Genomic DNA, 26,858 nt, shown 5'->3' on the forward strand with positions numbered 1-26,858 from the left:
CCGGCCGCCGTTGTCATGATTGTTCGGTACGTTTGTCGGACCAGGCACCCTGAGATGTATCAAATTAGGGAGCGACAGGTTTAGTCGAATAATTCCAACCTCCAGACCCGCATCAGGGCATCATTAGGAATCGACCGCAGCGACAAGTTTGTCACGAGCCTCATCAAGGTGGCGTTTGAGGTAGTTGCAATATGTAACAGCATCGCGGCTCTTTAACGCGTCAAGAAGCGGAACGTGAGAAGCAGCAAGCGCCTCCATATCATCATGAAAGCCGCTGAGATGCACCATCGAATATCGTATTTCACAAGCGATCTGATCAAAGAACTGCAGCAAGCGTGTGTTACCGGACATCTCGCAAATGAGCCGATGGAACCGAAAATCTTCTTCAGTTTGACGGAGCGGATCGTTGTTGCTGGCTGCTTCACGGATTGCTTCATATTGACATTCAAGCCGGCCGGTTTCCGCTTCAGTGATGGATTGCACCACCTGCTGACCAGCAGCGTGCTCCAGTGCCAATCGTACCTGGAAGAGTTCTGCGATCTTTGGCGCAGATATTCTGCGAAGGAAGAAGCCTCGACGCGGATGCGATTCGATTAAACCCTGGCTCTCAAGCCGCCGCAGCGCCTCCCGCAATGGCGCGCGACTGATCTCGAACTGCTGTGAGAGATGCACCTCGTTGAGCCGGGAGCCCGGTTCCAGATCGCCCTCGAGAATGGCCTTGGTCAGGGTTTCCGACACCTGAGAAACCAAGTCCTGTCGTTTGAATGCTGCGAATGTCATCGTCCGGGCTCCGTGTGTCTGGCTCAATCCTGGCCGTCAAAGCCTGCTTAGGCGAATAATCCACTTCTGTCGAATAGTATACTGTCGACAGTATGTAATTTTATTGTTAAGCGTATCGCAATGGGATGCTTAAGGGAGAACGACATGGGGGTGGAAACGACAGCCCGTGAAGTCGCGCATTGTAATCGCAAGGACCTGGCGGCCGCCTACCGGCTGGTCGCCCATTTCAACCTCGACGACAGTATCTTTACCCACATCTCCGCAAAGGCGGCGCCAGATAAGGAAACCTTCCTTATCAACGCCTATGGGCTGCGGTTCACAGAAGTGACAGCTGAGAATCTGGTCGAAGTCGATCTGGACGGAAACATCGTTCACGATCCGCTGGGCGCGGGGATCAATGCAGCCGGCTTCCTGATCCACTCGGCTGTGCATGCTGCCCGTCCTGATTTGGCATGTGTCATGCACACGCATACGGTTGCCGGGGTCGCGGTTGCATCGCAGGCAGGCGGACTTCTGCCTCTCAATCAATGGTCCTTACAGTTCCATGACCGGCTGGCCTATCACGCCTATGAGGGTATCGCGCTGCTTGAGGGTGAGAAGGATCGTTTGGTGGCAGATCTGGGCACCAGATTGGCGATGGTCCTTCGCAATCACGGTCTCTTGACTTGCGGGCGCACGATCTCGCAGGCCTTCAAGCTGATGTACAATCTTGACCGCGCCTGCCGGGCGCAGATCGCGATTCAGTCGAGCGGATCGCCAACCGTTGCCGTGTCAGACAACATTCGCAAGCTTACCGCAGATCAATACGAGATGTGGGAGACAGATCTGTATTCCAGGGACGTCGAATGGGAAGCCTATTTGCGGCTGGTGGAAGAGGAATATCCTGATTTCTGCAAGTCCAGCGCTTAGAGCCAACAACACAATAAAAATCCGCACAACAAACTAGGAGGAACTTTCAACAATGCTAAAAACAATAATCCTGTCGACAGTGATCGCGCTAACCGCAGGGCCGGCCCTGGCCGAATCGCCAAAGTCCGGCGGTCGGGTAAATGTCGTTGTCCAACCTGAACCGCCAGGGCTGATGCTTGGCCTCGTGCAAAACGGGCCGACACAGATGGTTGCGGGAAACATCTATGAGGGCCTGTTGCATTATGCTCCGGATCTTTCGCCACAGCCGCAATTGGCGGAGAGCTGGACAGTCAGCGATGATGCCACCACGTACACCTTCAATCTGGTAAAGGATGCGGTCTGGCACGACGGGACGCCCTTTACCTCGGCCGATGTCGTGTTCTCGGTTGACACGTTCCTGCGCGAGACCCATGCCCGGCTTCGTGCCTCTCTCGTGCATGTGGAGAGCATCACTGCGCCCGACGATCATACCGTCGTCTTTCAACTGAAGCAGCCATTCGGTCCGTTCCTGGGTATTTTCGAAGTTGGCACAATGCCGATGATCCCCAAACATATCTATGACGGCACCAAATATGCCGACAACCCTGCCAACAATACGCCAATTGGAACCGGGCCCTACAAGTTCGTGGAATGGCAAAAGGGTTCGCATATTCTTCTGGCCAAGAATGAGGACTACTATGTCGAAGGCAAGCCTCATATTGACGAGATTTATTATCACGTTATTCCCGACGCAGCGTCACGGTCCGTTGCCTACGAGACCGGCAAGGTTGACGTTCTGCCAGGTGGATCGGTCGAGAATTTCGACGTTCCCCGTCTGACAGCGCTGGAAAATACCTGCGTAACCGATGCCGGGTGGGAATTCTTTGGACCACTGTCCTGGCTGTGGATCAACACAAGGTCGGCGCCTATGGACGATTCTCGTTTCCGCCAGGCAATCATGTACGCAATGGATCGGGAGTTTGCAAAGGACGTGCTTTGGAACGGTCTGGGCAAGGTTGCAACCGGCCCGGCTTCATCGGCGACCCGGTTCTACGACAACAACGTCAACATCTACGATCACAATCCAGAGAAGGCCAAGCAACTCCTGGCTGAAATGGACTATGACGGCACCCCGATCCGGCTCCTGCCACTGCCTTATGGCGAGACCTGGCAGCGCTGGGGCGAAGCTGTGAAGCAGAACCTGGAGGAGGTCGGCATCCCGGTCGAGACGGTCGCGACCGACGTGGCAGGCTGGAACCAGAAAATATCGGAATGGGACTTTGATCTCGCCTTTACCTATCTCTACCAATATGGCGACCCGGCGCTTGGTGTCTCGCGAACCTATATCTCGTCGAACATCGCCAAGGGGACACCATGGAACAACGTTTCGGGTTATACCGATGACGGCGTCGACAAACTCTTTGCCGATGCGGCGATCGCGCCAAGCGATGGCGAACGTCAGGTCCTCTACACCGAAGTCCAGCAAAAGATCGTTGACGATGTTCCTGTCGCGTGGCTGCTGGAACTCGGTTTTCCGACTATCTACCGTTGCGACATCAAGGACCTGGTGACCACCGCTATCGGACTGAACGACGGTTTCCGGGACGCCTGGCTGGACCGGTAACGCGATTTATCGCTAACATTTCGAGCGAACGGCTGGGCGGCAACCAACCGCCCAGCCCTTAAGCTGAAAGAGGGCCGATGACGACCATCCGCTTCCTGGCATCGCGCCTTGTGAAGTCCATTGTGATTTTGCTGTGCATTGCGGTGCTGAATTTCTTTCTTATTCGTCTTGCGCCCGGCGATCCGGCCGCAGTGATGGCCGGGGAAGCCGGCGCATCGGACGAGATTTTCCTACAGCAGTTGAAAGAGAAATTCGGGCTTGACCAGCCATTGCTGGTTCAGCTTCGAATCTACATGTGGGATATCGTCAGGTTTGATCTTGGCTTTTCCTACCGTCAGCAGATGCCCGTGTCGCAACTGATTTTCGAGCGGCTTCCCGCGACGCTTCTGATGACCGGAACTGCCTTTGTCCTGTCAATCCTGTTTGGCGTGGTCGGCGGTGTGCTGGCCGCGCAAAAGCCCGGAAGCTGGCGCGACACCGGGATCATGACGGCGGCGATCATCTTCTATGCGACCCCGCTTTTCTGGATTGCGCTGATGGCCGTCCTGCTTTTTTCGGTCCAGTTGGGTTGGTTGCCGGCCTTTGGGTTCGAGACGGTGGGTTCGGGCTACACCGGCCTCCAGAGGGCGCTGGACATCGCAAGGCATCTTGTCTTGCCGTCAATGACGCTGGCGCTGTTTTTTATGGCGGTCTATGCGCGCATGACGCGGGCATCGATGCTTGAGGTTGCCAGCATGGATTTCGTCAAGACCGCTCGCGCCAAAGGGGTGCCCGACAAGCTGATTCAGCGACGGCATATTCTGCGAAACGCGCTCTTGCCCGTTGTGACGCTTGCCGGCCTTCAGGCCGGACAGATGATTGGCGGCGCGGTGCTGACCGAAACGGTTTTTGCCTGGCCGGGGATTGGGCGCTTGATGTTCGATGCACTCCTACAAAGGGACTACAACCTTCTGCTTGGCGTTTTCCTCGTCTCTGCAATGCTGGTGATTGCCGTGAACATCCTCACCGACATTGTCTACCGCATGATCGATCCGCGAATTGGAGAAGGAGCATGAAGGAATTCTGGAAGGCTTTCCGGCGCAACAAGGGCGCCGTCATCGGGCTTTGCCTGCTGCTTCTGGTGCTGGCGGTTAGTGCGACCGCGCCGCTTCTCGCCCCGGATTCCCCTTGGAAAATGGTCCAGCGTCCGTTCCTGCCGCCGCTGGTGGACCCGCACTTGCCGTTGGGCACAGATACCCTCGGCCGCGATGTCATGTCCGGTATACTCCACGGTGCCCGGATTTCACTTATGGTCGGCGTCGTTGCAACAACCGTGGCGCTCCTCATCGGCATTCCTCTTGGAGCCATCGCCGGTTACTACAATGGGATTGTCGACGATGTGCTGATGCGGATTGCCGAATTTTTTCAAACAATCCCGAGCTTTGCGCTTGCGCTGGTTCTCGTGGCAATCCTCGAGCCGAGTGTCTGGTCGATTATCCTCTCCATCGGGATAGTCAGCTGGGTGCCGATCGCCCGGCTTGTCCGGGCCGAAGTTCTATCCCAGCGGTCACGCGAATATGTCGAGGCGGCGGTCCTTGCCGGGCAAAGCGACCTGAAGATCATCCTGCACCAGATCCTGCCCAACACACTCTCGGCCATACTGGTGATTTCCTCCCTGACAATCGCGTCGGCGATTTTGTTGGAATCGGCTTTGTCGTTCATAGGGCTTGGCGATCCCAATCTGATGTCATGGGGTTACATGATTGGCGCATCCCGGACCGTTATCCGTACAGCCTGGTGGCTCAGTTTCTTCCCGGGCCTGGCCATCTTCCTCACCGTCCTTGCCTTTAACATGATTGGCGACGGGCTGAATGATGCGCTCAATCCGCGTCTCAACCGAACGGGTCGCTAAGATGGAAACGCGTAACAACACTCCGGTCCTCGCCATCGAAGACCTTGACATCTGTCTGCCCCCAGGCGCGGACAGACCCTTTGCCGTCAAGGGTTCGTCTTTCGAAATTTTCCCCGGAGAAATCCTTTGCATCGTGGGCGAAAGCGGGTCTGGCAAATCCATGTCCGCGAATGCGGTCATGGGCCTGCTGCCGCCCGGAGTTCACGTCGATAGCGGCAAGATCATCTTTGACAAATCGCCGTTGCTCGACCTCAGCGAAGAACAGATCCGCGAAATCCGCGGTGCAGAAATCGGGATGATTTTCCAGGAACCCCTGAGCGCTCTCAATCCTCTTCTTCGCGTTGGCGACCAGATCAAAGAGGTATTCGAGGTCCATGGCCGCTATGATGCGGCCGAGCGTGAGGAGCGGATGCTTTCGCTTCTGGCAGAGGTTGGAATTCCAGAGCCCGAGCGGAGCGCGCGTGCCTATCCGTTCCAATTGTCGGGTGGGCAGCGTCAGCGGGTGATGATTGCAGCGGCGCTGGCCCTCGACCCGGTTCTCCTGATCGCGGACGAACCGACCACGGCGCTCGACGTCACCACTCAGGCGCAGGTGCTCGACCTGATCAAACGGCTGCAGGAGAGCCATGGGACGGCCGTGTTGTTTATCACCCACGATTTTGGTGTCGTTCGCGAGATAGCGGACCGTGTTCTGGTGATGCAATATGGCGAAATCGTCGAAGCCGGGACGGCCGAAGAGGTGCTGACGCGTCCGCAACACCCCTACACGCAGCGGCTGATAAACGCGATTCCCAAGGATACGGATCACCAGGCTGCCGATCTTGATGCATCGGTCCCGCTGCTTCGGATCGAGGGGCTGCAAAAAACCTACTCGACCCGTCCCGGAATATGGACAAAGCGCCGGGTTGTTCAAGCGGTCAAGAATGTCTCTCTTGACGTCATGAAAGGTGAAACACTGGGTGTTGTGGGCGAAAGCGGTTCAGGGAAATCAACTCTTGGCCGCTGCATACTGCGGCTGGTGGAACCCACTGCGGGTAAGGTCCTGCTGGGTGACACCGACGTTACGGGATTGCCCAATAGAGAGCTGCGTCATGCGCGCCGGGATATGCAGATGGTTTTCCAGGACCCTTTCAGCTCGCTCAATCCGCGGCATAAAGTGGTCAACATCATTGCTGACAACGCTGTCGCGCAGGGGGCCGGCAAGGCCGAGGCCCGGGAAAAGGCGCTGGCGCTTTTGGAGACGGTGGGCCTGGGGGCTGCTGCGGCCCATCGCTATCCGCACGAGTTTTCCGGTGGCCAGCGCCAGAGGATAGGCATTGCCCGCGCCCTGATCACCGATCCCAAGCTGGTGATCGCGGATGAGGCTGTTTCGGCCCTCGACGTCTCGATCCAGGCGCAGGTTCTGGAACTTCTGGAAAGGCTTAAGCAGGATCTGGACCTGACGCTGGTCTTCATAACGCATGACCTTTTGGTGGCGGCGGCAATCTGTGACCGCGTTGCCGTGATGCAAAAGGGCGAAGTTGTGGAACTCGGGCCGGCGCGCCAGGTCTTTTCCGAACCAGCCCATCCCTATACGCGCAGCCTGATCGCAGCGATCCCGGGTCGGCAAACCCAGGAAAACTCAGGGCAGGTTGCGGATATAGGTGAGGCATGACGGCCCTCAAAGGGGTTTATCTGAGCGATGTCCTGGATCTTGCAGGACTGTATGCGCGGGCGTTTGAACCTTACAGCGAGACCCTGACGCTTGCTCAGCCCGAGGCGGTGGTGGATCCCGAAGCAATAACCTTCGCGCTTGCCTGGAAACCTGCGCCGGAGGCATTCGCGCCCTACCCCAATCTTCGCCTTGTTTCTTCCATCGCGGCTGGTGTCGACAATATTCTTTCATGTCCCAGCTTGCCGCCCAATGCGCAGGTCATGCGGCTTCGCGATCCGGACCAGGCAAAGGAAATGGCGGGTTTTGCACTCTGGCACATAATCGGCTGGCACCGCGAGATGGCCCGATATGGCGACCAGCAGAGGGCAGGCATCTGGCAGCGTAATCCCTACCATCCGGCCTCGGATATTCGCGTCGCCATCCTCGGCTTCGGATTGATGGGGGAAACGCTTGCGAAGTCACTACTGGCGCTGGATTACCAGGTTATCGTCTATGCCAAACGGCCTCGGGAGGTGGTGCCGGACAATCTTACCATTGTATGCGAGGCCGACGGCAAGCTTGCCGCCGCGGGCGGCGCTGACATAGTGGTCAACCTCCTGCCTGCAACCCCGGAAACGATCGGCGTGCTTGATGCCGAACTCATGTCGGTGATGGCTGCCGGCGGATTGCTCATCAATCTCGGTCGTGGAAATCACCTGGTTGAGGACGATCTGCTTGCCGCGCTTGACGAGAGGCACTTGTCGCATGCAGCGCTTGACGTGACGACGGAGGAACCATTGCCGCCGGCTCACCCCTTCTGGACCCATCCCGCAATTGCCCTGACGCCTCACATTGCAGCCGAAACACCGCCCGGAAGGTTGACGCGGCTGGTTGCGCGTGAAGTTGAGCGGGCACGCTGCGGAAAGCCTCCACTCGGCCTTGTCGACCGGGTTCAATCCTATTGAATAAAGGCAGAAAAGATGAAATTTTTCTTTGACGAACGGCAACTTGCGCACGCTCCGGAACACTACTTCCGCTGGGGGAGCCCAGTACCGCACCCCGAACAGCCCGAACGGGCTGTCCTGCTGCGGGATGCGTTGTTGGCTGCGGGTCATGTTTTGGAGAAGCCCGGCGATTTCGGGCAAGGTCCGATCAAGGCGGTTCATGATCCGGAATTCGTGGACTTCTTCAAGGATGCGCGGGCGCGCTGGGACGAGGCGGTCGGGCCGGATGCGCCGGCGGTCCCGAACTACCATACGGCTCGCACAAGCGCTTGGCGGCCGACCGGCGTTGTCGGCCAACTGGGCTACTATAGCACCGGAACCTCCTGTCCGGTCACGCACGGCACCTGGGAGGCGATATACTGGTCCGCGCAATCCGCGCTCGCCGCTGCAGACCTTGTGATGAAGGGAGAGAGAATCGCCTACGGCCTCTCACGCCCACCCGGGCACCACGCCTACCGGGATGCCACTGACGGTTTCTGTTTTTTCAACAATGCCGCCATCGCTGCGCAACATATCCGGCAACGGTTCGAACGGGTCACGGTTCTCGATATCGACACCCATGCCGGGAACGGCACGCTGTCGATCTTTTTCAACCGCGGGGATGTACAGGTTATCTCGATGCATGTCGATCCGAGCGACTACCCGCCTTACTTTAACGGTTATACCCACGAAATCGGCGAAGGTCCGGGTGAAGGTGCTTCACTCAATGTCACCCTGACGCCCGGAGCCGAGGAGGCATTGGTCCTGCGGTCTTTTGGCACCTGTATTGATGCCTTAAAAGACTTCGCACCGGAGGCTGTGGTTGTATCTCTTGGCTTTGATCTGTCGGAGGACGATCCGCTGTCGGTCGTGAAGTTCAGCAGTCAAGGGTTCGTGGAGATGGCCGGTGCGATTATGGATCTTGGCCTGCCGACCGTTCTGATTCAGGAAGGCGGCTATCTCGGCCCCTCGCTCAGCAAGAATGCGGTCGCGTTTTTGGAAACCTGTGACGGCGCGCTTTAAGGCGCGCCGTCGTCATGTCTCACGCGTGGTTCGTATAACACGTCTTCGAGCTGGTGTAGAAAGCCCGCGCGGCGCGCCCCTGTTCGCGCGGGCCGTAGCTTGAACCCTTGCGGCCACCAAAGGGCACGTGAAAATCCACCCCGGCTGTGGGCAGGTTGACCATGACCATTCCGGCAGTGGAGCGCGCCTTAAAATCCTCAGCATATTTGAGAGAACGGGTGCAAATTCCCGATGAAAGGCCCAAAGGACTGTCATTGGCGATCGCGACCGCCTCGTCATAATCGGCGGCTTTCAGCACGCTGACGACCGGGCCAAATATCTCCTCGCGCACATGCACCATGTCGTTGGTAGCCCCGGCCACGACGGCCGGTGACAGATAGAATCCGGGCGTGTCGCATTCGACCAGTTCGCCGCCACACAGCACCTCACCGCCTTCTTTACGGGCCATTTCCAGATAACCGAGATCTATCTCAAGCTGCCCCTTATCCACCACCGGCCCCATCTGGGTCTGCGGATCAAGGGCGTTGCCGACTCGAATTGCGGCAGTCCTTCTGGCCATCGCTTCAACCAGTGCATCGTGGATACCCGGCGTGGCGATCACCCTTGTGTTCGACGTACAGCGCTGACCTGTAGAGATGACGGAGCCCGAGACTGCGCAGTCCACAGCCTGTTCGAGATCGGCGTCGTCCATTATGATGAGAGGGCTTTTGCCGCCCATCTCCTGCTGGATTGGCGCGCCCCGTCCCGTGACAATCTGTCGGATATGGGCGCCGGTTGCAACGGAGCCGGTAAAGCTGACTGCAGCAACCCGATCACTACGAACCAGCGCATCGCCCACAACACTGCCGCGGCCGGTGACAAGATTGGCGACACCAGCCGGCAGACCCGCCTTGTGCAGAATGTCGATGAGTTCCCAGGCGCATCCAGGTGTCAGGTCGGCTGGCTTCAGAACGGCCGTGTTGCCGTAGGCCAACGCCGGAGCCAGTTTCCAGGCCGGGATGGCAATCGGGAAGTTCCAGGGGGTGATCAGGCCAATGACACCGTGCGGCTCGTCTCGGGTTTCAACCCGAACGCCGGGGCGAACCGAGGCGATTGCGACGCCGTCCACGCGCAAAGCCTCCTGTGCATAGAACTTGAACACCTGAGCGGCACGTGTGGCCTCGCCGATGCCCTCGGCCAGAATCTTGCCTTCCTCGCGCGACAGCAGGCGGCCCAACTCCTCGCGGCGCTCAAAAATAGCCTGGCCAGCGCGTTCCAATATTTCGGCGCGGAACAGCGGTGATGCGGTGGCCCAGGCCTCAAAAGCATCGGCGGCGGCGCAAATGGCATGCTCTGTGTCATCAACCGTGCCAACGGCAAACTCATCGATGACATCATTTGTATCGGATGGATTGATATTGGGTTTAACCTCGTCGGTCGATTGATACTCGCCGCCAATGATAAGTGTTTTTGTCATCGATCGTCCCCGGCCCTAGAATTCGTGCTTTTCAAGTGCTGTCAGACCGGCTTCGACCGCATCGATGATCAGATCGGTTTCATCGCGCGAAATAATGAGCGGTGGACAAAATGCGCAGGCATCCATCATCGCGCGGGAAACCACGCCTTCCTGCAGAAGATAGTCCGCCATTGCCGCTCCCATTTTGCCTGGTGCGATATCCTGGTTGGGATGCGCGACTTCAAGGGCCGCAATGAGGCCTATGCCACGCACCTCTCCAACCAGCGGGTGATCTGCAAAGGTCGACAGCCTGCTGCGAAAATAGGAACCCACCTCTGCGGCGTGTTTGACCAGTTCACGCTCTTCGATGATCGCGATGTTTTCCAGTGCAACTGCCGCGCCAACTGGATGACCACCGCCGGTGAAGCCGTGCCCCAGAACGCCAATGCGGCCGCTCTCTTCGGCTACGGGTTCGTAAAACCGGTCATTCACGAGAAAGGCGGAAAACGGCACATAGCTGGAGGTAATCTGTTTTGACAGCACCATGACGTCCGGTTTGATGTCATAAGTCTCGCTGGCGAACATCCTGCCGGTCCGGCCAAATCCACAGATCACCTCGTCCGCCACAAGCAAAATGTCGTATTTCGCCAGGACCGCCTGGATCTTTTCCCAATATGTGGAGGGGGGCACCACAACCCCGCCGGCGCCCATGACCGGTTCGGCGAAGAAGGCAGCGATTGTATCGGGTCCCTCGGCCTGGATCATCGCGTCAAGGTCCTGCGCGCAACGGGTGGCGAACTGGTCTTCGCTTTCGCCCTCCAACCCTTCTTTCCAATAGTGCGGGCAAGTGGTGTGCAGCACGCGGTCGATCGGCATGTCGAATGAGAGGTGGTTGTTGGGCAAACCGGTCAAGCTGCCCGAGGCGATCGTGACGCCGTGATAACCCCGGTTACGCGAGATCAACTTCTTTTTCTGCGGTTTGCCGAGGGCGTTCGAGCGATACCAGATCATCTTCATGATCGTGTCATTGGCCTCTGAGCCCGAATTGGTGAAATAGGCCTTCGACATGGGAACCGGCGCCATGTCAACGAGCTTCTCGGCCAGTTCGATGATAGCCGGGTGCGCGCGGTGCCCGAAATTGTGATAAAATGACAGGTTTTCCATCTGCTGGGTCGCTGCCCTGACCAGGCGCTGCTCACCCCAACCCAGGGCTACGCTCCACAGGCCGGCCATGGCTTCAACGTACCGCTTGCCGGTGTTGTCGGTTACAAAAACTCCCTCGCCGTTTTCCATGATGTGCGGACCGATCTCAGCATGACGGACAGCATTTGTGTAACCGTGGAAATGGTATGCGATATCCCGTGCTTCCATGGAGTTGGGTAGATGTGTCATTGGGTGCTCCTTTCGCGTCAGGTGGTGAGCAATTGTTCAGCGGCTTTTGCGGGGTCCCGTTGCGGTAACCGGTGTGCGGGTGTCTGGCGTGCCGCGATGCGGTCACACACATGTTCCGCGATTGGCAGGGCGGAAGTCGCAGCCGGCGACGGTGCGTTGCAGACGTGGGTTGTGCGCGCCGTCTCGCGAATGAGGAAATCCTCGATCATTTGACCGTCCGCTCCTACGGCCTGCGCACGGATCCCGGTCGGCCAGGGCGTTAGATCGTCCAACGTCAGCGAGGGACAATAGCGCTGACAGCGATTGAGAAAAATCCGCTTCGACAACGACCCGGCCAGCTCCGACATTGCGGATTTGCGGTGCCGGAGCATGAGTTTCCAGTACCCCGGAAAGGTGACCGCGTCCAGGAGGTCGCGTGGGTCGGGAATGTTGCTGCCGTAGCACTCACGACCGAATGAGAGCATCGCATTCGGGCCGACTGTCAGCCTGTTCCCGACCATCCGCGTCAGGTGCACACCGAGAAAGGGCAGCGAAGGGTCCGGCACCGGGTAAATCAGGTGCCGGACTTCGTTAGGCCAGGCAGCCCGCACTTCGTAGTATTCACCGCGAAAGGGAATGATGCGAAATCCTTCACCCACGCCGCTCATAGCGGCAATCCGGTCGGCCTGCAGGCCTGCGCATGCCACCATGTGTTTGGCCAGAACCTCCTCACGATCGGTGATCAGGCGGACTTTGCCGCCCTCTTCCCGAATGTCCAGAAGCTTTGTGCCAAGCCGGATTGTACCGCCGCTTGCCTCGAAGCGTTCCGCCATGGCTCGGCACAGGCCTGGAAAGTCAACGATACCGGTAGAAGGGCTCAGATAGGCGGCACGTCCGGCGACATGGGGCTCGCGCTCGCGCAGGCCATCCCGGTCTATGCGGGTCAGCGGCACGCCGTTCTGAGCCGCCCGCTCGGCAATGGCAGCCAGCCCCGGCAGTTCCTCATCGTCAGTCGCGACGATCAATTTGCCGCAGATATCAAATTCGACACCCATGGCTTCCGCAAGCCACTTTGTCATAACTGCGCCGCGCCGACAGTATGTGGCCTTCAGACTTCCAGGCGCATAATATACGCCAGCGTGAATGACGCCTGAATTCCGACCGGTTTGATGGCGCGCGAGGCCTTTGTCCCGTTCGACAAGAACCACCGAAGTGCCCGGATATCGGGACTGATATGTCCAGGCCGTTGCCAGCCCCAGGATACCGCCACCGACAACCGCCAGAGAGAAGGTGTGTGACATAAACGTCCATGCGTTTGTTTACAAAAAACCAAACTTGATCTTGAATATCTGAATAAAAACCATAAAAAAATCCCAACTTCCCAAACTTAAGTTTTTAGAAAATGAAACTTACGAAGAGGCTTGCATATGACCAACCCCTTCTCGGGCACACTTGGCGATGGAGAGATAGCCCTTTTGAGGGAGTTTGTTGTCATCGTTGAAGCCGGCGGTCTGAGCGCGGCCGAAGCACGCCTTAACAAAGGCAAATCTGCAATCAGTCTAAACCTCAAGAAGCTGGAGACCCGGTTGGGGATGACGCTTTGTCGGCGTGGTCGAGGCGGTTTCAGTTTGACCGAAGAGGGGCGAATAACGCATTCAGCCGCAGTTCAGCTGCTGGAAGAGCTCCATCGCTTCGGTGCACATATAGCGAATGCGTCAGCTTCCTTGAGTGGCTTCGTTAGATTTCATGCGGACGACAGCTTCCTGTTCGGTTTCCAGCGTCCGATCTCAAACGCTATCGCAAGACTGGCTGCCGATCATCCTCGACTGCGCCTGGACTTCAGAATGGGTGATCCCGAACAGGTGTTGATTGCGGTTCTGGACGGCGCAGCTGATCTTGGATTAACCGCGGCACCACGGCAAAATGACCTATTGTCCTACTCATCCGCATTCACCGAGGACATGGGATTGTTTTGTGGTAGAGGCCACCAACTTTTTTCAGAACGCAAGCTCGTGTCGCTGGAAGAAATAGGACAGCACAATGCGATCGCCACATATATGGATCACGCACCGATAGCCCGTGACCTTCTCGCGCATATGAGTTTCACGGCTCGCGCGCCAACAATCTTGTCGCGGATTCAACTATTGTTGTCAGGGGCATATATCGGGTTCTTGCCCACCGATGTGGCCGCACTTTGGGTAGAGCGCGGTGAATTGTCGGAGGTGAACGCTCCTGGCTCACGATTTCAGAATCCTTGTTTTTTCATTCGACGGAAGTCAGAGCCTGAGAAGCTAATTGTTCGACTGCTGAAGCAGAATTTAATGCATGAGGCCAGTGTATAACCGGCAGATTTCTTTTCGAGGCAAGCCTATATTGAGAATTCACACTTCGGATCGAGGTTTTTACCATTCGCAAGGGGCCGGAAGGTGAAGGCAAACCAAAGATGGCAATGGGATTGGGCGCCAGCTGCTCTTTCTTGAACCCGTGGCCGTCATGGTCTCATCTTACGCTGAGAAAGTGCTTCCCCTTGAGGCGTATCCGACAAGGGATGCAAGTGTCTTCTGGCTGAGGCAATCAATTCGGATGCCAGACCGGTCTGCGCGGCCGACTTGATCGCGTCAACAAAGAGTACCCCGGCCGGAAACAGCGTTCGGTCCGCGGCAAGGGGTCTCCGTGCGTTTATATGCCGGATGAAGCTCGGCTTACCACAAGCGTGTAGGACGTCTCGAACACCGCGTCAGCAGCAAGCTTCAGTGCCGTTTTAGTGTCATCCTGCCGCAAGGGCGATTCGAGATTTGTGCTGTGAATTTCCCCGAGGTCAAACGCGGCGGCCACCGGCTCTATCCCGATCGCGTTGAATCTGCCATCCCATGGGTACTGCGTGCGGCCACGGTTCGAGACCCACAGCAGGCATTGTGGAAAATCCTGAACGTCCCAAGCCAGTTCGATTTCGGTGTTTGCATCGTGGTCGGCAAGGACAGCTCGACCATCCGTGAGCGAGACCATCACCAGTTCCTCCGTGGCAAACTCAAGCGGAAGCGCGGTGAGATCGAGTGTTCCTCCCTCCTCTGTTTCCAAATCGGTCAGGGAGACCGTGGTCTTGTCCGGCACCAGACGAGATGTCCCCGGTTCCACGGCGACCGGAAAGGTCCGCGCCATCGTCATAGACGGAATTTTCAATGTGGCGCTCCCCGGGTTTTGCGGCAGCGCAAAAACAGGATGAAGACCGACCGGGAGTTCCGCGTCACGCCGCATCTCGATTTCGAGCGTGACAACCAGAGACAACCCCTCACCACGGCTGATCCTTCGGCGAAGGCGGCGTACAGGGTGATCCGCCGGATAGTCGACCGCGAGCACGATCTCGTTCCCGGACCGGCTCAAAACATTCCAGCAATGATTGGACGCATAGCCATGCACATTGTCATCCGCAGCGCGCATATTTCGATCAACGCCCATAATCCACCGCGCCGGCAGATCCATGCGGGCATCGGGCATTCCGAACGGAACGCAGGGCCACTCCCCCCTCAGGCCGCGAAGAACGGGAGGCAGTGTTGCAAGCCTCTCAGGCGGATCGGAAGCCCATGGCGCGATAGCAAATGGCTGCACCTCTTCGCCGTCGGGCAGCGTGAATGTGACGGGGCCGAGCATACCCCCGAGAGCCGATACTTCACCTCGGATGTTGCCCCACTCAAACGTCCAGACCCGGCTTTCCCTATCCCTCCCCTGCCCGTTCATCAGATTGTAATGCCGCCATCGACGTTGATGGCTTGTCCGTTGACGAATGCACCCTCGTCTGAGGCAAGAAACGCGCAAATCGCTGCGATTTCCTCGGCTGTACCAAAACGTCCCGCCGGCTGGCGGTCGATAAAGAAACGATAGGCCTCTTCCCGGCTGTTCATCGATTTCGCAAGATCATCGATACGACCACGCAAGCTTGGGCTGTCAACCACACCGGGGCAGACCGAGTTACACCGGATTCCGTTGCCGATATAGTCCGCCGCCACGGCCTTTGTCAGTCCGATGACACCTCCTTTTGCAGCGCAATATGCGGCGCGCTTGGGAAAGCCCTTGATGGAGCTCGCCACCGAACCGATGGTGACGATGCTTCCGCCATTCTCCTTCATTTTCGGAACCGCCGCGCCGATGACGTTGAAGGCGCTGGTAAGGGTGATGTCGACCGACCGTTGCCAGTCGGTGGCGGTGCATTCTTCTATGGTTCCCTGATGGACATACCCAACAGCATGAACCAGAACATCGATCTGATCGAACTTGGAGAAATAGCTCTCGACAGCGTCCGGATCGGTGGCATCCAGTTGCACGGTTTCCGCAACGGACAGATCCGCCACAGCGGCGCCGTTCAGATCAGATGCATGGACATTTGCGCCCTCGAAATGCAGGCGCTCGGCTACAGCACGGCCAATGCCCTGCGCGGCGGCGGTGACGATCGCGGTCCTGCCCGAGAGCCGGTTGTTCAATTCTTTCATCATCTCCTAAAACTCCACCACGGTCTGGGTCTGAGACCCAAGCCCATCGAAGCCTGGCGAGACCTTGCCGTCGATCTCGTCGGGAGTCACCGGTAGCGGGCCGGTGGGACGGAAGTCTGGGAAAGACTTGCCCTTAACCCACTGACCAGACCGCTCGAGCTGCCTGGCTTGGTCGGACACGTCGCTGACCGGCACAAAACCTGCGACTTGATCCATCGCCGCGGCTTTGTCGATGTTGATCGCCGGTTTGCCACGCGAATCCCGGGCGCGACGCCCGGAAAAGGATTTGATGGCACTCACAGTACTTGCTCCTTCAATTTCTGGTTTGTGCGCTACGGGAAACCCGAGGCGGTGATAGCAGAGCCGAAAACAGGATCAGCAGCGACGGCGTGGTCGGCGTGGACATCGGTTGCGGCACCAGGGCCAAACTCTTCAACAATGGCAAAGCAATGCCTCCGCATATTGGCCGAAGCAAGCATGATTCCTCCGCGGGCTTACGCCTAACCGCCAAACCAGTTTTCCGGCTGACCCGTGACGTCCGTGGCGATCTTCAGCGTGGCGCCGTCAATTGCGGATGGATCGTCCATCGCGAACCGGGCCGACGTGACGATGAGTGTTGACAGGTCATCGCCTGCGAAAGTCGCCGCGGTGGGGTTTTCGACCGGCAGATCGATAACACGATCAACACGACCATCCGGCGCATACCGGATTACCCGTCCGGCTGAAAAGCGCGCGGTCCACAAACAACCATCCGCATCCATCGTACTGCCATCGGGCAGACCGGGACCGCCGGACACAAAGACACGGCGATTGTAAATGTCGCCGCTGTCATTGTCGTAATCCCAGACCCAGATCGTGTTTTGCAAACTGTCGCCGAAATAAAAGCGGGTCCGATCTGGAGACCAGGCCATTGTGTTGGGTATGCCGAGATCGGCCTCTCCGAACCCTGTCACATTTGTCCCATCCAGCCGATAAAGCCGTCCGCGAGCCGCCGCCTGTTCGCGAGGTTCGAGATCGGGCGTCAGATTGTTTTCCATGCTTGCGACCCACAGGCGTCCGGCGGGGTCGCATTTGCCTTCGTTGAGGCGCATATAGGGATCGCGTTCGGGCACGATTGTGGTCGCGGTCGGCCCTTCCCCAGGTGACCAGCGGGCAACGCCGCCAGCAAACGAGACGGCTGCGGGGCCTTCGGGCGAAAGGGCAAGCGCTGTCGGGAGGTCATCGGTCTGCCAGGTTTCGGTTTGTCCGTCCGAAAAGCGTCGGCGCCGGATGCGCTTGCCAACGATATCGACTGACCAGATGTGACCGGCGCCATCCCAGAACGGACTTTCACCAACTTCGTCTCGCTCAGGGCCCAGAACTTCAGGTTTCATGGCCGGACCCTCAAGTTCGGCTCTGGCGAAGAATCAAAATAATCCGGGTATTTGCTGCGCGCCTCATCGACATAGGAAAAAATTCTCCGCAAGTGCGTGAGCATCGCTGCTTCGGCCGCATCAGCGTCACCCGTCTCTATGGCGTCCGCAATCTGGGTATGCTGATGTATAACGACGTCAAGATCCTCGACTGCCTGCACCATCAAATGGCGGAATCGGTCCATATGCACTTTCATACGGCGGATGTCGGGCAGAACGTCGGACCTGCCGGCATAGGCGGCAATCAGCCCGTGAAATTCCTCGTCAGATCCATAGAACCCATCCTTGTCGTCGAATTGCAAATACGTTCTTTGCAATGTGATTTCCTTGCGCAGGCTCTCGATCAGCTTGTCACGCGCCGGCAGGGCCACGACCCGGCGCAACAGAGCCAACTCGAGTGCTTCGCGCATGAATTGCGAACGTTCCAGATCGGAATTCCTCAAAGGCGAAACCCTGCTGCCACGCTGGGGCATGACCTCGACAAAACCACGCTCGGCGAGCAAGGCCAGCGCTTCCCGCGCAGGAGTTCGGCTGATGCCGAGCATCTCCGAAACCGATGCCTCAGACAGCGATTGATATGGTTCGAGCTCGAAGGAAATGATGCGATGCAGCAGGTCCTGATAGGCATGCTTGGCAAGCGGCAGACCAGAACCTTTGGTTGGATGTCTCATCTTCTGAACCTTGCTCATGCTTGCTGCACCCTGAGACCTTGCATGAAATACTTCCTCAGCAGAAAGAACAAAACCAACGAGGGCACTGAAGCCAACAGCGCGGCAGTCAGAACCACATTCGGCCCGATTGATGAGTAGCTGCCCTGAAAGACCAGCAGCGCATTCATGATGGACCGAGTTTCCAGCCGATTACCCAGCACAGTTGAAAACAGCATATCATTCCAGATCCAGGTGAACTGCAAAAGGAATACAGCGATCATCGGACCGGTCGTATTGGGCAGAACGATGCGGAAAAATACTGTGAACTCTCCGGCACCGTCCATGCGGGCCGCCTCGTCCATTTCACGAGACAGCCCTGACATAAAGTTGCGCAGCACCAAGGTCGGAAAAGGTACGCAGATCGCGGTGTAAAACAGCAGCATACCTGCGTGCGAATTCAGGAGACCCAGCTTCTGATAGCCGAAGAAAAGCGGAATCAAGTACATCTGGAAAGGGAATACTGTGCCGGCAAAGATGAGCATGAACCAGCCATTCCGCCACGGGATATCGATGCGGGTTATTGCAAATGCAGCCATAGCAGCGAAGAACACGGCCAGCGCGGCGCCAAATGTACCGTAGATGGCCGAGTTGAACATCGACTGACCCATATTCCCCAGTTCCCATGCTTGCCGCATGTTCTCGACAATCGGGCTAAGCCCTGAAGGCAGGGACAGGGGCGGATTCAGGGCGTATTCCGTGTTCGACTTGAAGATCGAAATAGCCAGGAAATAAAAAGGAAGCACCCAGACAAGCGAGAAGACAATCGCGACGAGAAACTTCCAGCGGCCGCTGCGATGGCGGGCGTTTTCTCGCCGGGCGATGGCATCAAGGTCGAGGAGATGCAAATCCACAGCCATCAGCGCACCATCCTGTCCACGCGGGACTGCAGCAGTGTTTGAATCCAGGTCACGCACAGAACCACCAGCCCGATGATCACGGCAACCGCCGATCCAAACGCCCAGCTGCCTTTCTGAAAAGCTTCAAAATACATGAATACCGCCAATGCCAGACTGCGCTGTCCCGGATAATTCACACCCATCACCCAAAGCAGATCGAAGACGGTAAATCCGGCCAGAACCGACAGGATCGTCACCATCAACAAGGTCGGCATCAAAAGCGGCAGCGTAATGCGTCGAAATATCTGCCAGCTGCTCGCTCCGTCGATGCGGGCAGCTTCGATCGGGTCACGCGGAATTGCAGCCAGTCCCAGCAGCAAAAGTACCATGACAAGACCGGCGGTCTGCCAGACAAAGGTGGCGATGATGGCCGGGGTCACGGTGTTATCCTGGTAAAGCCAACCGATTTCCACCTGGCTCCCCGAAACCAGTGACAGCCCGCGGTTCAAGAGCCCCGCTGGTGCATAGACATAAAACCACAGAACACCGACGGCGGTTGGAGCGAGAATCCTGGGTATGAACACGATATTCTTGAACAGCTCCGCGCCACGCATGTTGCGTAGAAACATCGCCATGCCCAGCCCTAACGCGATGGGAAAAACGATTGACGCCACCACCCAGATCGCCGTGTTCAGCAACGCCTCGGCAAAGAACGGGTTGCTGGCCATCTTCTCATAATTGGCAAAACCGGCATACTCGCCAAACCCTTTGAACTTCTTCCACTTGGTGAAACTGAGCCAAACATTGTACCCCACCGGCGCCAGAAGCAGGCCGAGCACAAGAAGAAGGGCCGGGGCCATGAATAACAGCCCCACCCCAAGGCGACCGCGCCGTCTGACCCGTTCCCTGCGAGCGATTTCGTCAAGGCCGATACGATCAAGTATTGCGGAGTCTTTTGCGGCGCGATCCATCGGTGTCTAACTCACTGATCGGCCCAGTATTCGGCGTTGAGCGCCTGCATGGTCGCCATCACGTCCTCAGCAGTCTCCATGGTCGGATCCAGCATGAACCGGTTCATCTCGGCCACCAGTTCACCCTGAAGATCCGGGGGAACCGCCTCCCACCAGCGCAGATATGCGCCGGTACCGGCCGCAGCCATATCCGAATTCACTTTCGACACGACAGTATTTGGAGCGTTCGCCGCGTCGTTGCCGATGTAGTTGCCCGAGGCTTCACCCCAGACATTCGCGCCATCGACCGAAACGAAGTATTTGAGCGCCGCCATGGTATCTTCATCTTCAATGCCGGCTTTCGACACGACGATCGGCGCACCTTCCACGATGACTGCGCTGGCGTTGCCATCAACGGCATTGGGCATGATGAACACGCCGACATCGTCTTTCGGCACACCCGCCGCCGTGACAAGTCCGTAGGCCCATTCGCCGATCAGGTACATGGCTCCTGCACCGCGTGCATAATCATTGACTTCCTCAGTCGAACGCGCGTCGGAGAACCAGCCCTTTGCGTACATGTCAGACCAGGTCTGGAACACTTCGCGGACCTCGTCGCTATCATATGCGACGGAACCGTCATTCAGCCCGTTATAGGCCTCGGGATGCAGCCGCAACAATAGTTCCTGAAACCAGATGAACCCGCGCCATCCCTCTTGAACCGTTGCCAGAAAAGGCGTGTGTCCTGCGGACTTGATCGTCTCGGCGGCGGCCATCAATTCAGCCCAGCTTTTCGGCTCCGAAATCCCCAGCTCGGCAAAGAGCGGCTTGTTGTAGAGCACCACCCAGCGTGCCATGACCAGCGGAACCGCATAGGGCTGACCGTCGACCATAAACAAGTCCTTGGCCGAAGCACCGTAGTCGCCGCTCTCGATCATTTCCTTCCAAAGGTCGTCAAGTGGCGCGATTTGTCCTGTGCTAACCAGTTCATTGAAGGTTTCGCCGGTCCACCAGGTGAACAGATTCGGGGTCTGCCCGGAAGCCACCGAGGCCTGAATGAACGCCTTGTATTGTTCAGCGGTCGCATAGGGCGTCTCGACAATCTTCACGCCCGTGGCGGCTTGCGACCCGGCACCCACTTTTTGCAGCTGCTCGGACCAGAAGCCCTTGTCGTGAAACAGCTGGACCTCACCGGCGATCGCCGAGGTTGCAGCAAGGATTGCCCCGACGGCAGCTCCTATCAATATCTTTTTCATGTCTTCCTCCTCCATTGGGAACTGGTTTGTCGTTTATTCTCGAAGGCTGAGCTCCGTTTCAGCATCGAACAGGTGCAGGCGATCGGAATTGATGTGAAATCGCACTGTTTCTCCGTCTTCGATCCAGCGAGGTTGCTGCATCCGCGCCACGAATTGCGTGCCGGACAGTTGAGCGAACAAAAGTGTTTCGTTGCCGAGAAATTCAGACAACATGACCTGCGCTTCTATACCGGCCGCGTCCGCCGGGTGCAGGCCGTGGCCAAGCGGCACAATGTCCTCGGCACGCAGACCGGCGATAACCCTTTGCCCCGCAACGAGGCCTGCGGCAAAGCGGTCTTGCGGCACCGCGATCCGCAACGCATCGTTGACCACACTCAGGCCACCGTCGCCGTCCGGTTCCAGAACGCCGTCGAAGAAATTCATCTGCGGTGTTCCGATGAATCCGGCGACGAACCTGCTCGCCGGATTTTCGAAGACTTCAAGAGGCGTGCCCTTTTGGGCAATCTCACCGTCTTTCATAACCACGATAATGTCAGCCAGCGTCATCGCTTCGATCTGATCATGGGTCACATAGATGGTCGTAACTCCAAGGCGATGTTGAAGCCGCTTGATCTCCACCCGCATCTGATTGCGCAGCTTTGCGTCCAGGTTCGACAGGGGTTCGTCGAACAGAAACACCTCCGGTTCACGCACGATTGCCCGTCCCATGGCGACACGTTGGCGCTGGCCGCCGGAAAGCTCGGACGGCCTTCTGTCCAGGTAAGGTTCAAGTTCCAGCGCCTGAACGGCGCCGGCAACCCTGCCCTCGATCTCATCGGTCGACATTTTTGCCAGCTTCAACGAAAAGGTCAGGTTGTCGCGAACCGTGAGGTGCGGGTAGAGCGCATAGGTCTGAAAGACCATTGCCACCCCGCGGTCGCGAGAAGGCAGATCATTTGCCAACGTATCACCGATTCGCAGTTCGCCGTGGCTTATGCTCTCGAGACCCGCAATCATCCGCAGGGTCGTCGACTTCCCGCATCCCGAGGGCCCGACAAGCACGACGAACGAGCCGTCCGGAACATCCAGATCGATACCGCGGACTGCAAGGACCTTGCCGTAGACCTTGACCAGATCACGCACCACTACTTCGGCCACGATTGATCCCCCGATACCGTTTTCACATCTGGATTTGCGAAGTTCTTTTCAGGCCAGATGGAATACCAGCCTGGTCGAGCCGGATCGCGGTCATAGGCATAACCACCGGTCTTTCGGAAAAACTCGGAATACTGGGCGATCTTGTCCCGGCAAGGCTCCACGCCAAGACCTGGATCGGTCGGCACGTCGATACAGCCGTTCCTGTAAGGCAGCTTGCCGCCTTTCAAGATATCATCGGTCAAATGGTGGTAGTGGGCATCCGCCGCAAAGTTCAGGTTTGGAAGCATGGCCCCAAGATGCAGCATCGACGCTAGTTGAATCCCTAACTCACCGGACGAATGCACAGCGGCCGAACGCTGAAAAGTCTCCAGCACGTGCGCCGCCTTGATAGACTGGCGGATACCGCCCCAGAAGGTGGTGTCCAGAAGGACAACATCGACCTGGTCGTGCAGGATGCACTGGGTCAGCTGCTCAAAATTCACCACGACCATATTGGTTGCGGTCGGGATCGGCTGCCCCGCACGCACCCTCCGCATCCCTTCCAGCCCCCAGGTCGGGTCCTCAAAGTAGTCGTTGTTGAGATCGGCGATTGAGCGCCCGATTCGGATGGCCTCCTCGACCGACCAAACGCCGTTCGGGTCCAGTCTTAGCGTGTCTTCGGGGAAAGCTTCCGCGAGGGCACGAATTACCGCAACTTCGTGCTTGGGATCAAAATGCCCACCTTTGAGCTTGTGGGTGCGAAACCCGTGCTTTTCTTTGAGATTTCGGGCGTGAGCAACGATTTCGTCGGGATTTGTTTCACCGCCGGCGCCGCCTTCTTCGTAGCGAAAAAACAGATAGCTGGCGAATTCGACTTTGTCCCGAAGAGCACCGCCAAGAATCTGGTGAGCAGGCAAACCGAGGCGTTTCCCGGCCAGATCGATGCAGGCCATTTCGATTGCGGCATGCAGTTGCAGGCGGTTGTTATAGAGTGTCGCCGTGGGATTCATCAGTTTCCAGCGCAACTGCTCCAAATTCAACGGATCGTGCCCCAACAGATAGGGTTTCAGCGATATCACCGATGCTTCCGCACTCTCGCCGCCACCGCCAAGCTCACCCCAGCCGGACAGACCGTCATCGCCGACAACTTCGACGATTGTCCGGATAAAGCGTCCCCAGTGCGCGCCGGCGGAATGCCGTAGCGGCGCCTCAAGCGGAACCGCGACAGTTGTCGCCTTGATGTCGGTAATCGTCACGCAGAGTTACTCCTATCTGGGGGAACCGCCCAGGCGGGTCATCAGCCCCCCGTCGATCCGGATCACCTCGCCGGTTATGAACGAAGCGCGCCCGGACAAAAGGAAAGCCACAAGTTCGGCCACCTCACCGGCCTCCGCCGCGCGGCCCAGCGGATGCATTGCATCGATTTCGCCCCAAACTGCGCCCGGATCATCTGCCAGCCCAACTGCCCAATCGAGCATTGGCGTCTTGACTGATCCCGGAGCCACTGCGTTTGACCGGACCCCGACATCTGCAAAATCAACCGCAATCGACTTGGCCAGCCCGATGAGTCCGTGTTTCGAGACGGTGTAAGCAGCAACGTTTTGTTGAGTCGCCAGTCCTTGAACCGAAGCCATGAACACGCATGCGCCCTTTGACTTGACCAACTGCGGCAGCAAGGCGCGCGACATCAGATAGGCGCCTCGCAAATTGACGTTCAGAACCTCGTCCCACTGCTCGGGCGTGGTTTCGGCCGCGGATCCATACCTTTGAATGCCGGCGTTGTGAGACAACCCGGTTGCTCCGCCCATATCCATCGCGGCCCTTGCGGTGTGTTCAGATGTCGCCTCGTCCGCCACCGAGCCGGTGATGCAGGTAACTTGGGTTGTCCCGGAAGCAATTTCTGTTTTGACCTTGTCCAGGCCGGCAGCGTCGACATCGACCAAAACCAACGCCTCGCCGTCCCGGGCCATCCGCTCGGCTACGGCGCGCCCAATTCCATTGCCGGCCCCGGTTATTACCACGCACATTCTCAGAACCCCGTCGATTCTCGTGTCACCGCGACAATTACCACGCTACCATGGTAGTGTCCAGCACAAGGCGTTACTCGGTTCCAATTCTCGCAAAACGGAATGGCTAGTCTGCTCTGATCCCCGAAAGTCATCCACAAGCGCCCTGGCGTGGAAAAGGTGAGCCCTCTTGACGGATTGGTATTCTTAAACTGACGAGCGCTGGGTGAAGTGTCGGCGCTCCTTGCCGCAGTATCGCTTTGTGTCAGCCGATCAGATACTCAGTTCGTTCGAAGAGACAGACACTCGTGTAGTGACATCAATTGCCGACTTCTGCACCGCTTCGGCAGCGAGCCGGTCAAAACAGGGCGTTTGATCTTTAATGATTACGCTGCCCGAACAACCATCGCCCCGGCCCTTCGAGCACAGCTCTCAGGGTGTTCAATGGTCAATCAGGCGCCTAACGCTCTGAGATTGTTGCGGATGCAAAACCTTCAATTTGCCCGGCGCATGAAAGGGATACCGAAACAACAACAAGACACTTCCGGAACCCGTGATACCAAAACTATAACTGACGAAACAGTCCGGGGGACTTCAACTCTATCAAGACAAAAACCTCCAAACATCTCGTCGCAAGGGATTGCGGACCTGGTCTGCAGTTTTGCTGTTTGACGCCGGATTTCGTTGTCTGGGCGGGGTTCTCGTGGGTCGCCGTTGTTCCTCCTTAGAGGATGATGGCGAAATAGGCCGCAAATTTTCAGATCACGCTCGGGACCAACAACCTGATTCAGTGGTGGTTCGTAACAATTGTTCCGCGAGGCAGACATGCGGCCCCGGCCGGGGCGTGAGCTGTGCACCACGAATGACGCGGTGCACAGCAAAGTGATTTAGTTGGTGGAAATGTTCCAGTAAACTGGAATAGGCGTTGTCAGCACACCATCCAGATCAGCACTTGCCGCACGGATCAGGAAAAGCGTGGCTGCCGGCATATAGGGAACATAATCCAAGGCCCGAACCTGGATCGCCTCGGCAATTGCATTCTTTTTGGCCTGATCGGTTTCTACTGCAAATTCCGCACGCATCTCTTCGATCTCCGCATCACAAGGCCAGCCAAACCAGGCCTTATCGCAATTGGACCGCAAAGAAAGATGTCCCGAAGGCTCCATGGCATCTGCGCCGGACGGGCCGGAGAGGAACAAGGACCAGCCGCCATTTGCGACCTCTTCCTTGGACGCGCGGCGTGACGTCAGCGTGCCCCAATCCATCGCTTGAGGCTCGACATTCAGGCCAATCTCCCGCATCAGCTGAGCTGCAACCAAGCTAAAAGTATTGGTCGGGCCGCTCTCGGTGGCGTGAAGAATGACCACCGGTGTTCCGTCATAACTGCTCTCCGCGATCAAGGCTTTGGCCTTTTCCATGTCCGGCTTCGGCCATGACGCATCTGTGAAATATGGCGACGAGCACATGTAGAAGCTGGGGCACGCCACGTAGAGGTCAGGATCGCTGACGTAGGCCTGTGCAAAGACTTCCTGATCAACCATATATTTGATCGCTTCGCGCACTTTAGGATTGCTGAACGGCGGAACCGACAGGTTCATCCGAAAAACCATCTGAAGCCCAAGCGTGTCCAAAGGCATGGTGTTGATCGACGGATCGTTCTCGACCAGTGGCAGGAAATCCGGCGGCATTTCCTCGAAAATGTCAATCTCGCCCGCCTGAAGTGCATTCAACGCCGTCTGGGCGTCCGGAATATAGTGCCACTCCACACGATCGACATTCGCGACCTTTCCGCCGGCAAGACCACTGGCCGGCTCGGCGCGGGGGACGTAGTTGGGGTTCTTCACGTAGACGACCTTGGAACCGGGAACCCACTCGTCCTGCTTCATGATGAATGGGCCGGAGCCTGTCGGATCAGTGATACCAACGTCTGAAGGCGTCGATGCGATTTCTGCGGGCATGATGAAGGGCACGTTCGAGCTGGGTTTGCCGAGCGCGTCCAGTACAAGTCCCCAAGGCTCTTTCAGGACAAGTTGGAAGCTGTCTTCATCGATGGCCTCAAGGCTCTCAGTCAGCGCCATGAGCTGCTGGCCCAAACCGTCCCGTTCACCCCAGCGTTTTAAGGAGGTCACAACGTCCGTGGAGTCCACGACATCGCCATTGCTGAATGAAAGATTGTCACGCAGGTCAAAAGTGTAGGTCAAGGCGTCATCGCTGACGGAATACGTGTCCACCATCTGCGGCTGGATGTTCATATCGGCATCCACCGCGAACAATGTGTCGTAAACCATATAACCGTGATTGCGCACCATGTAGTCGGACGTGATGATCGGATCGACCTGCTTCAAATCGCCAAATGGCCGTATACGAAGCGTCGAGTCCTCAGCCTGAGCGCTTAGCGCCATGACGTTGACAGAGAGCAGTATCGCTGTCGAAATTTTCAAGAATCTGTATCTCACTTTA

The 26,858-nt window shown here is 57.5% G+C and carries 24 protein-coding genes; 8 read left to right on the forward strand and 16 right to left on the reverse strand.

The window, feature by feature from the left end; translation table 11 throughout:
- Positions 1 to 123: 123 nt before the first annotated feature.
- A complete protein-coding gene (locus OQ273_RS13590; RefSeq protein ID WP_267991038.1) occupies positions 124 to 780 on the reverse strand; it encodes a GntR family transcriptional regulator in 657 nt (218 codons plus the stop codon).
- 144 nt (positions 781 to 924) lie between these two features.
- On the opposite strand from OQ273_RS13590, the gene OQ273_RS13595 reads away from it, so the two are divergent.
- From OQ273_RS13595 to OQ273_RS13625, 7 genes are all read left to right on the forward strand, one after another.
- The gene (locus OQ273_RS13595; RefSeq protein WP_267991039.1) at positions 925 to 1,689 is read left to right on the forward strand and encodes a class II aldolase/adducin family protein; all 765 of its coding nucleotides are present in this window, start codon (positions 925 to 927) and stop codon (positions 1,687 to 1,689) included.
- Between the two features lie 52 nt (positions 1,690 to 1,741).
- Positions 1,742 to 3,292: an ABC transporter substrate-binding protein gene (locus tag OQ273_RS13600; RefSeq protein WP_267991040.1), complete on the forward strand. Its 1,551-nt coding sequence runs from the start codon at positions 1,742 to 1,744 to the stop codon at positions 3,290 to 3,292.
- Between the two features lie 77 nt (positions 3,293 to 3,369).
- On the forward strand, positions 3,370 to 4,347 hold the full coding sequence (locus OQ273_RS13605) for an ABC transporter permease (protein WP_267991041.1): 978 nt from the start codon (positions 3,370 to 3,372) through the stop codon (positions 4,345 to 4,347).
- Positions 4,344 to 5,183: an ABC transporter permease gene (locus tag OQ273_RS13610; protein WP_267991042.1), complete on the forward strand. Its 840-nt coding sequence runs from the start codon at positions 4,344 to 4,346 to the stop codon at positions 5,181 to 5,183. Before OQ273_RS13605 ends, OQ273_RS13610 begins: the two co-directional genes overlap by 4 nt.
- Entirely contained in the window at positions 5,146 to 6,837 is a 1,692-nt protein-coding gene (locus tag OQ273_RS13615) for an ABC transporter ATP-binding protein (protein WP_267993100.1), read from the forward strand. The genes OQ273_RS13610 and OQ273_RS13615 overlap by 38 nt, the downstream gene beginning before the upstream one ends.
- A complete protein-coding gene (locus OQ273_RS13620) occupies positions 6,834 to 7,781 on the forward strand; it encodes a 2-hydroxyacid dehydrogenase (RefSeq protein WP_267991043.1) in 948 nt (315 codons plus the stop codon). The genes OQ273_RS13615 and OQ273_RS13620 overlap by 4 nt, the downstream gene beginning before the upstream one ends.
- A 15-nt stretch (positions 7,782 to 7,796) precedes the next feature.
- The gene (locus tag OQ273_RS13625) at positions 7,797 to 8,822 is read left to right on the forward strand and encodes a histone deacetylase family protein (protein WP_267991044.1); all 1,026 of its coding nucleotides are present in this window, start codon (positions 7,797 to 7,799) and stop codon (positions 8,820 to 8,822) included.
- A 19-nt stretch (positions 8,823 to 8,841) separates the two neighbouring features.
- Here the strand turns inward: OQ273_RS13625 and OQ273_RS13630 are convergent, their stop codons facing one another.
- Genes OQ273_RS13630 through lhgO form a run of 3 tightly spaced genes read right to left on the reverse strand, consistent with a single transcriptional unit; the run spans position 8,842 to position 12,929 of the window.
- The gene (locus OQ273_RS13630; RefSeq protein WP_267991045.1) at positions 8,842 to 10,278 is read right to left on the reverse strand and encodes an aldehyde dehydrogenase family protein; all 1,437 of its coding nucleotides are present in this window, start codon (positions 10,276 to 10,278) and stop codon (positions 8,842 to 8,844) included.
- A gap of 15 nt (positions 10,279 to 10,293) precedes the next feature.
- Positions 10,294 to 11,649: an aspartate aminotransferase family protein gene (locus OQ273_RS13635; RefSeq protein WP_267991046.1), complete on the reverse strand. Its 1,356-nt coding sequence runs from the start codon at positions 11,647 to 11,649 to the stop codon at positions 10,294 to 10,296.
- A gap of 17 nt (positions 11,650 to 11,666) precedes the next feature.
- On the reverse strand, positions 11,667 to 12,929 hold the full coding sequence (lhgO, locus tag OQ273_RS13640; RefSeq protein ID WP_267991047.1) for an L-2-hydroxyglutarate oxidase: 1,263 nt from the start codon (positions 12,927 to 12,929) through the stop codon (positions 11,667 to 11,669).
- A gap of 126 nt (positions 12,930 to 13,055) precedes the next feature.
- Here lhgO and OQ273_RS13645 point away from each other — a divergent pair, with 126 nt between their 5' ends.
- Positions 13,056 to 13,970, forward strand: coding sequence for a LysR family transcriptional regulator (locus tag OQ273_RS13645; protein WP_267991048.1), 915 nt, complete (start codon positions 13,056 to 13,058; stop codon positions 13,968 to 13,970).
- Positions 13,971 to 14,307: 337 nt separating this feature from the next.
- On the opposite strand, the gene OQ273_RS13650 is transcribed toward OQ273_RS13645, so the two are convergent.
- The 12 genes from OQ273_RS13650 to OQ273_RS13705 all read right to left on the reverse strand — a co-directional run bounded on the left by OQ273_RS13650 (position 14,308) and on the right by OQ273_RS13705 (position 26,839).
- Positions 14,308 to 15,363 (reverse strand): hypothetical protein, encoded by a 1,056-nt coding sequence (locus tag OQ273_RS13650; protein WP_267991049.1) that lies wholly within the window; start codon positions 15,361 to 15,363, stop codon positions 14,308 to 14,310.
- A complete protein-coding gene (locus tag OQ273_RS13655) occupies positions 15,363 to 16,115 on the reverse strand; it encodes an SDR family oxidoreductase (protein WP_267991050.1) in 753 nt (250 codons plus the stop codon). Before OQ273_RS13655 ends, OQ273_RS13650 begins: the two co-directional genes overlap by 1 nt.
- A gap of 3 nt (positions 16,116 to 16,118) precedes the next feature.
- Complete coding sequence (locus OQ273_RS13660) at positions 16,119 to 16,412, reverse strand: fumarylacetoacetate hydrolase family protein (protein ID WP_267991051.1); 294 nt, start codon at positions 16,410 to 16,412, stop codon at positions 16,119 to 16,121.
- 200 nt (positions 16,413 to 16,612) lie between these two features.
- Positions 16,613 to 17,485: an SMP-30/gluconolactonase/LRE family protein gene (locus OQ273_RS13665; protein ID WP_267991052.1), complete on the reverse strand. Its 873-nt coding sequence runs from the start codon at positions 17,483 to 17,485 to the stop codon at positions 16,613 to 16,615.
- Complete coding sequence (locus OQ273_RS13670) at positions 17,482 to 18,213, reverse strand: GntR family transcriptional regulator (protein ID WP_267991053.1); 732 nt, start codon at positions 18,211 to 18,213, stop codon at positions 17,482 to 17,484. The genes OQ273_RS13665 and OQ273_RS13670 overlap by 4 nt, the downstream gene beginning before the upstream one ends.
- The gene (locus tag OQ273_RS13675; RefSeq protein WP_267991054.1) at positions 18,210 to 19,091 is read right to left on the reverse strand and encodes a carbohydrate ABC transporter permease; all 882 of its coding nucleotides are present in this window, start codon (positions 19,089 to 19,091) and stop codon (positions 18,210 to 18,212) included. Before OQ273_RS13675 ends, OQ273_RS13670 begins: the two co-directional genes overlap by 4 nt.
- On the reverse strand, positions 19,091 to 19,930 hold the full coding sequence (locus OQ273_RS13680; protein ID WP_267991055.1) for a carbohydrate ABC transporter permease: 840 nt from the start codon (positions 19,928 to 19,930) through the stop codon (positions 19,091 to 19,093). Before OQ273_RS13680 ends, OQ273_RS13675 begins: the two co-directional genes overlap by 1 nt.
- Before the next feature lie 122 nt (positions 19,931 to 20,052).
- Complete coding sequence (locus tag OQ273_RS13685; RefSeq protein ID WP_267991056.1) at positions 20,053 to 21,276, reverse strand: ABC transporter substrate-binding protein; 1,224 nt, start codon at positions 21,274 to 21,276, stop codon at positions 20,053 to 20,055.
- Positions 21,277 to 21,309: 33 nt separating this feature from the next.
- Positions 21,310 to 22,413 (reverse strand): ABC transporter ATP-binding protein, encoded by a 1,104-nt coding sequence (locus OQ273_RS13690; protein ID WP_267991057.1) that lies wholly within the window; start codon positions 22,411 to 22,413, stop codon positions 21,310 to 21,312.
- On the reverse strand, positions 22,401 to 23,648 hold the full coding sequence (locus tag OQ273_RS13695) for an enolase C-terminal domain-like protein (RefSeq protein ID WP_267991058.1): 1,248 nt from the start codon (positions 23,646 to 23,648) through the stop codon (positions 22,401 to 22,403). The genes OQ273_RS13690 and OQ273_RS13695 overlap by 13 nt, the downstream gene beginning before the upstream one ends.
- Before the next feature lie 12 nt (positions 23,649 to 23,660).
- Complete coding sequence (locus OQ273_RS13700; protein WP_267991059.1) at positions 23,661 to 24,419, reverse strand: SDR family NAD(P)-dependent oxidoreductase; 759 nt, start codon at positions 24,417 to 24,419, stop codon at positions 23,661 to 23,663.
- Between the two features lie 866 nt (positions 24,420 to 25,285).
- Positions 25,286 to 26,839, reverse strand: coding sequence for an ABC transporter substrate-binding protein (locus OQ273_RS13705; protein WP_267991060.1), 1,554 nt, complete (start codon positions 26,837 to 26,839; stop codon positions 25,286 to 25,288).
- Positions 26,840 to 26,858 lie beyond the last annotated feature (19 nt).

It is taken from the genome of Hoeflea prorocentri (assembly GCF_027944115.1).
Classification (GTDB): Bacteria; Pseudomonadota; Alphaproteobacteria; order Rhizobiales; family Rhizobiaceae; genus Hoeflea_A; species Hoeflea_A prorocentri.

Excerpts from the sequence above, each read along its gene's own strand:
- OQ273_RS13665 (WP_267991052.1), bottom strand. The coding sequence starts at position 17,485 with ATGAAACCTGAAGTTCTGGGCCCTGAGCGAGACGAAGTTGGTGAAAGT.
- OQ273_RS13625 (WP_267991044.1), top strand. The coding sequence starts at position 7,797 with ATGAAATTTTTCTTTGACGAACGGCAACTTGCGCACGCTCCGGAACAC.
- lhgO (WP_267991047.1), bottom strand. The coding sequence starts at position 12,929 with ATGTCACACACCTTCTCTCTGGCGGTTGTCGGTGGCGGTATCCTGGGG.
- OQ273_RS13655 (WP_267991050.1), bottom strand. The coding sequence starts at position 16,115 with ATGATGAAAGAATTGAACAACCGGCTCTCGGGCAGGACCGCGATCGTC.
- OQ273_RS13670 (WP_267991053.1), bottom strand. The coding sequence starts at position 18,213 with ATGAGCAAGGTTCAGAAGATGAGACATCCAACCAAAGGTTCTGGTCTG.
- OQ273_RS13645 (WP_267991048.1), top strand. The coding sequence starts at position 13,056 with ATGACCAACCCCTTCTCGGGCACACTTGGCGATGGAGAGATAGCCCTT.
- OQ273_RS13600 (WP_267991040.1), top strand. The coding sequence starts at position 1,742 with ATGCTAAAAACAATAATCCTGTCGACAGTGATCGCGCTAACCGCAGGG.
- OQ273_RS13685 (WP_267991056.1), bottom strand. The coding sequence starts at position 21,276 with ATGAAAAAGATATTGATAGGAGCTGCCGTCGGGGCAATCCTTGCTGCA.
- OQ273_RS13650 (WP_267991049.1), bottom strand. The coding sequence starts at position 15,363 with ATGAACGGGCAGGGGAGGGATAGGGAAAGCCGGGTCTGGACGTTTGAG.
- OQ273_RS13635 (WP_267991046.1), bottom strand. The coding sequence starts at position 11,649 with ATGACACATCTACCCAACTCCATGGAAGCACGGGATATCGCATACCAT.
- OQ273_RS13595 (WP_267991039.1), top strand. The coding sequence starts at position 925 with ATGGGGGTGGAAACGACAGCCCGTGAAGTCGCGCATTGTAATCGCAAG.
- OQ273_RS13610 (WP_267991042.1), top strand. The coding sequence starts at position 4,344 with ATGAAGGAATTCTGGAAGGCTTTCCGGCGCAACAAGGGCGCCGTCATC.
- OQ273_RS13700 (WP_267991059.1), bottom strand. The coding sequence starts at position 24,419 with ATGTGCGTGGTAATAACCGGGGCCGGCAATGGAATTGGGCGCGCCGTA.
- OQ273_RS13675 (WP_267991054.1), bottom strand. The coding sequence starts at position 19,091 with ATGGCTGTGGATTTGCATCTCCTCGACCTTGATGCCATCGCCCGGCGA.
- OQ273_RS13590 (WP_267991038.1), bottom strand. The coding sequence starts at position 780 with ATGACATTCGCAGCATTCAAACGACAGGACTTGGTTTCTCAGGTGTCG.
- OQ273_RS13630 (WP_267991045.1), bottom strand. The coding sequence starts at position 10,278 with ATGACAAAAACACTTATCATTGGCGGCGAGTATCAATCGACCGACGAG.
- OQ273_RS13620 (WP_267991043.1), top strand. The coding sequence starts at position 6,834 with ATGACGGCCCTCAAAGGGGTTTATCTGAGCGATGTCCTGGATCTTGCA.
- OQ273_RS13680 (WP_267991055.1), bottom strand. The coding sequence starts at position 19,930 with ATGGCCCCGGCCCTTCTTCTTGTGCTCGGCCTGCTTCTGGCGCCGGTG.
- OQ273_RS13615 (WP_267993100.1), top strand. The coding sequence starts at position 5,146 with ATGCGCTCAATCCGCGTCTCAACCGAACGGGTCGCTAAGATGGAAACG.
- OQ273_RS13605 (WP_267991041.1), top strand. The coding sequence starts at position 3,370 with ATGACGACCATCCGCTTCCTGGCATCGCGCCTTGTGAAGTCCATTGTG.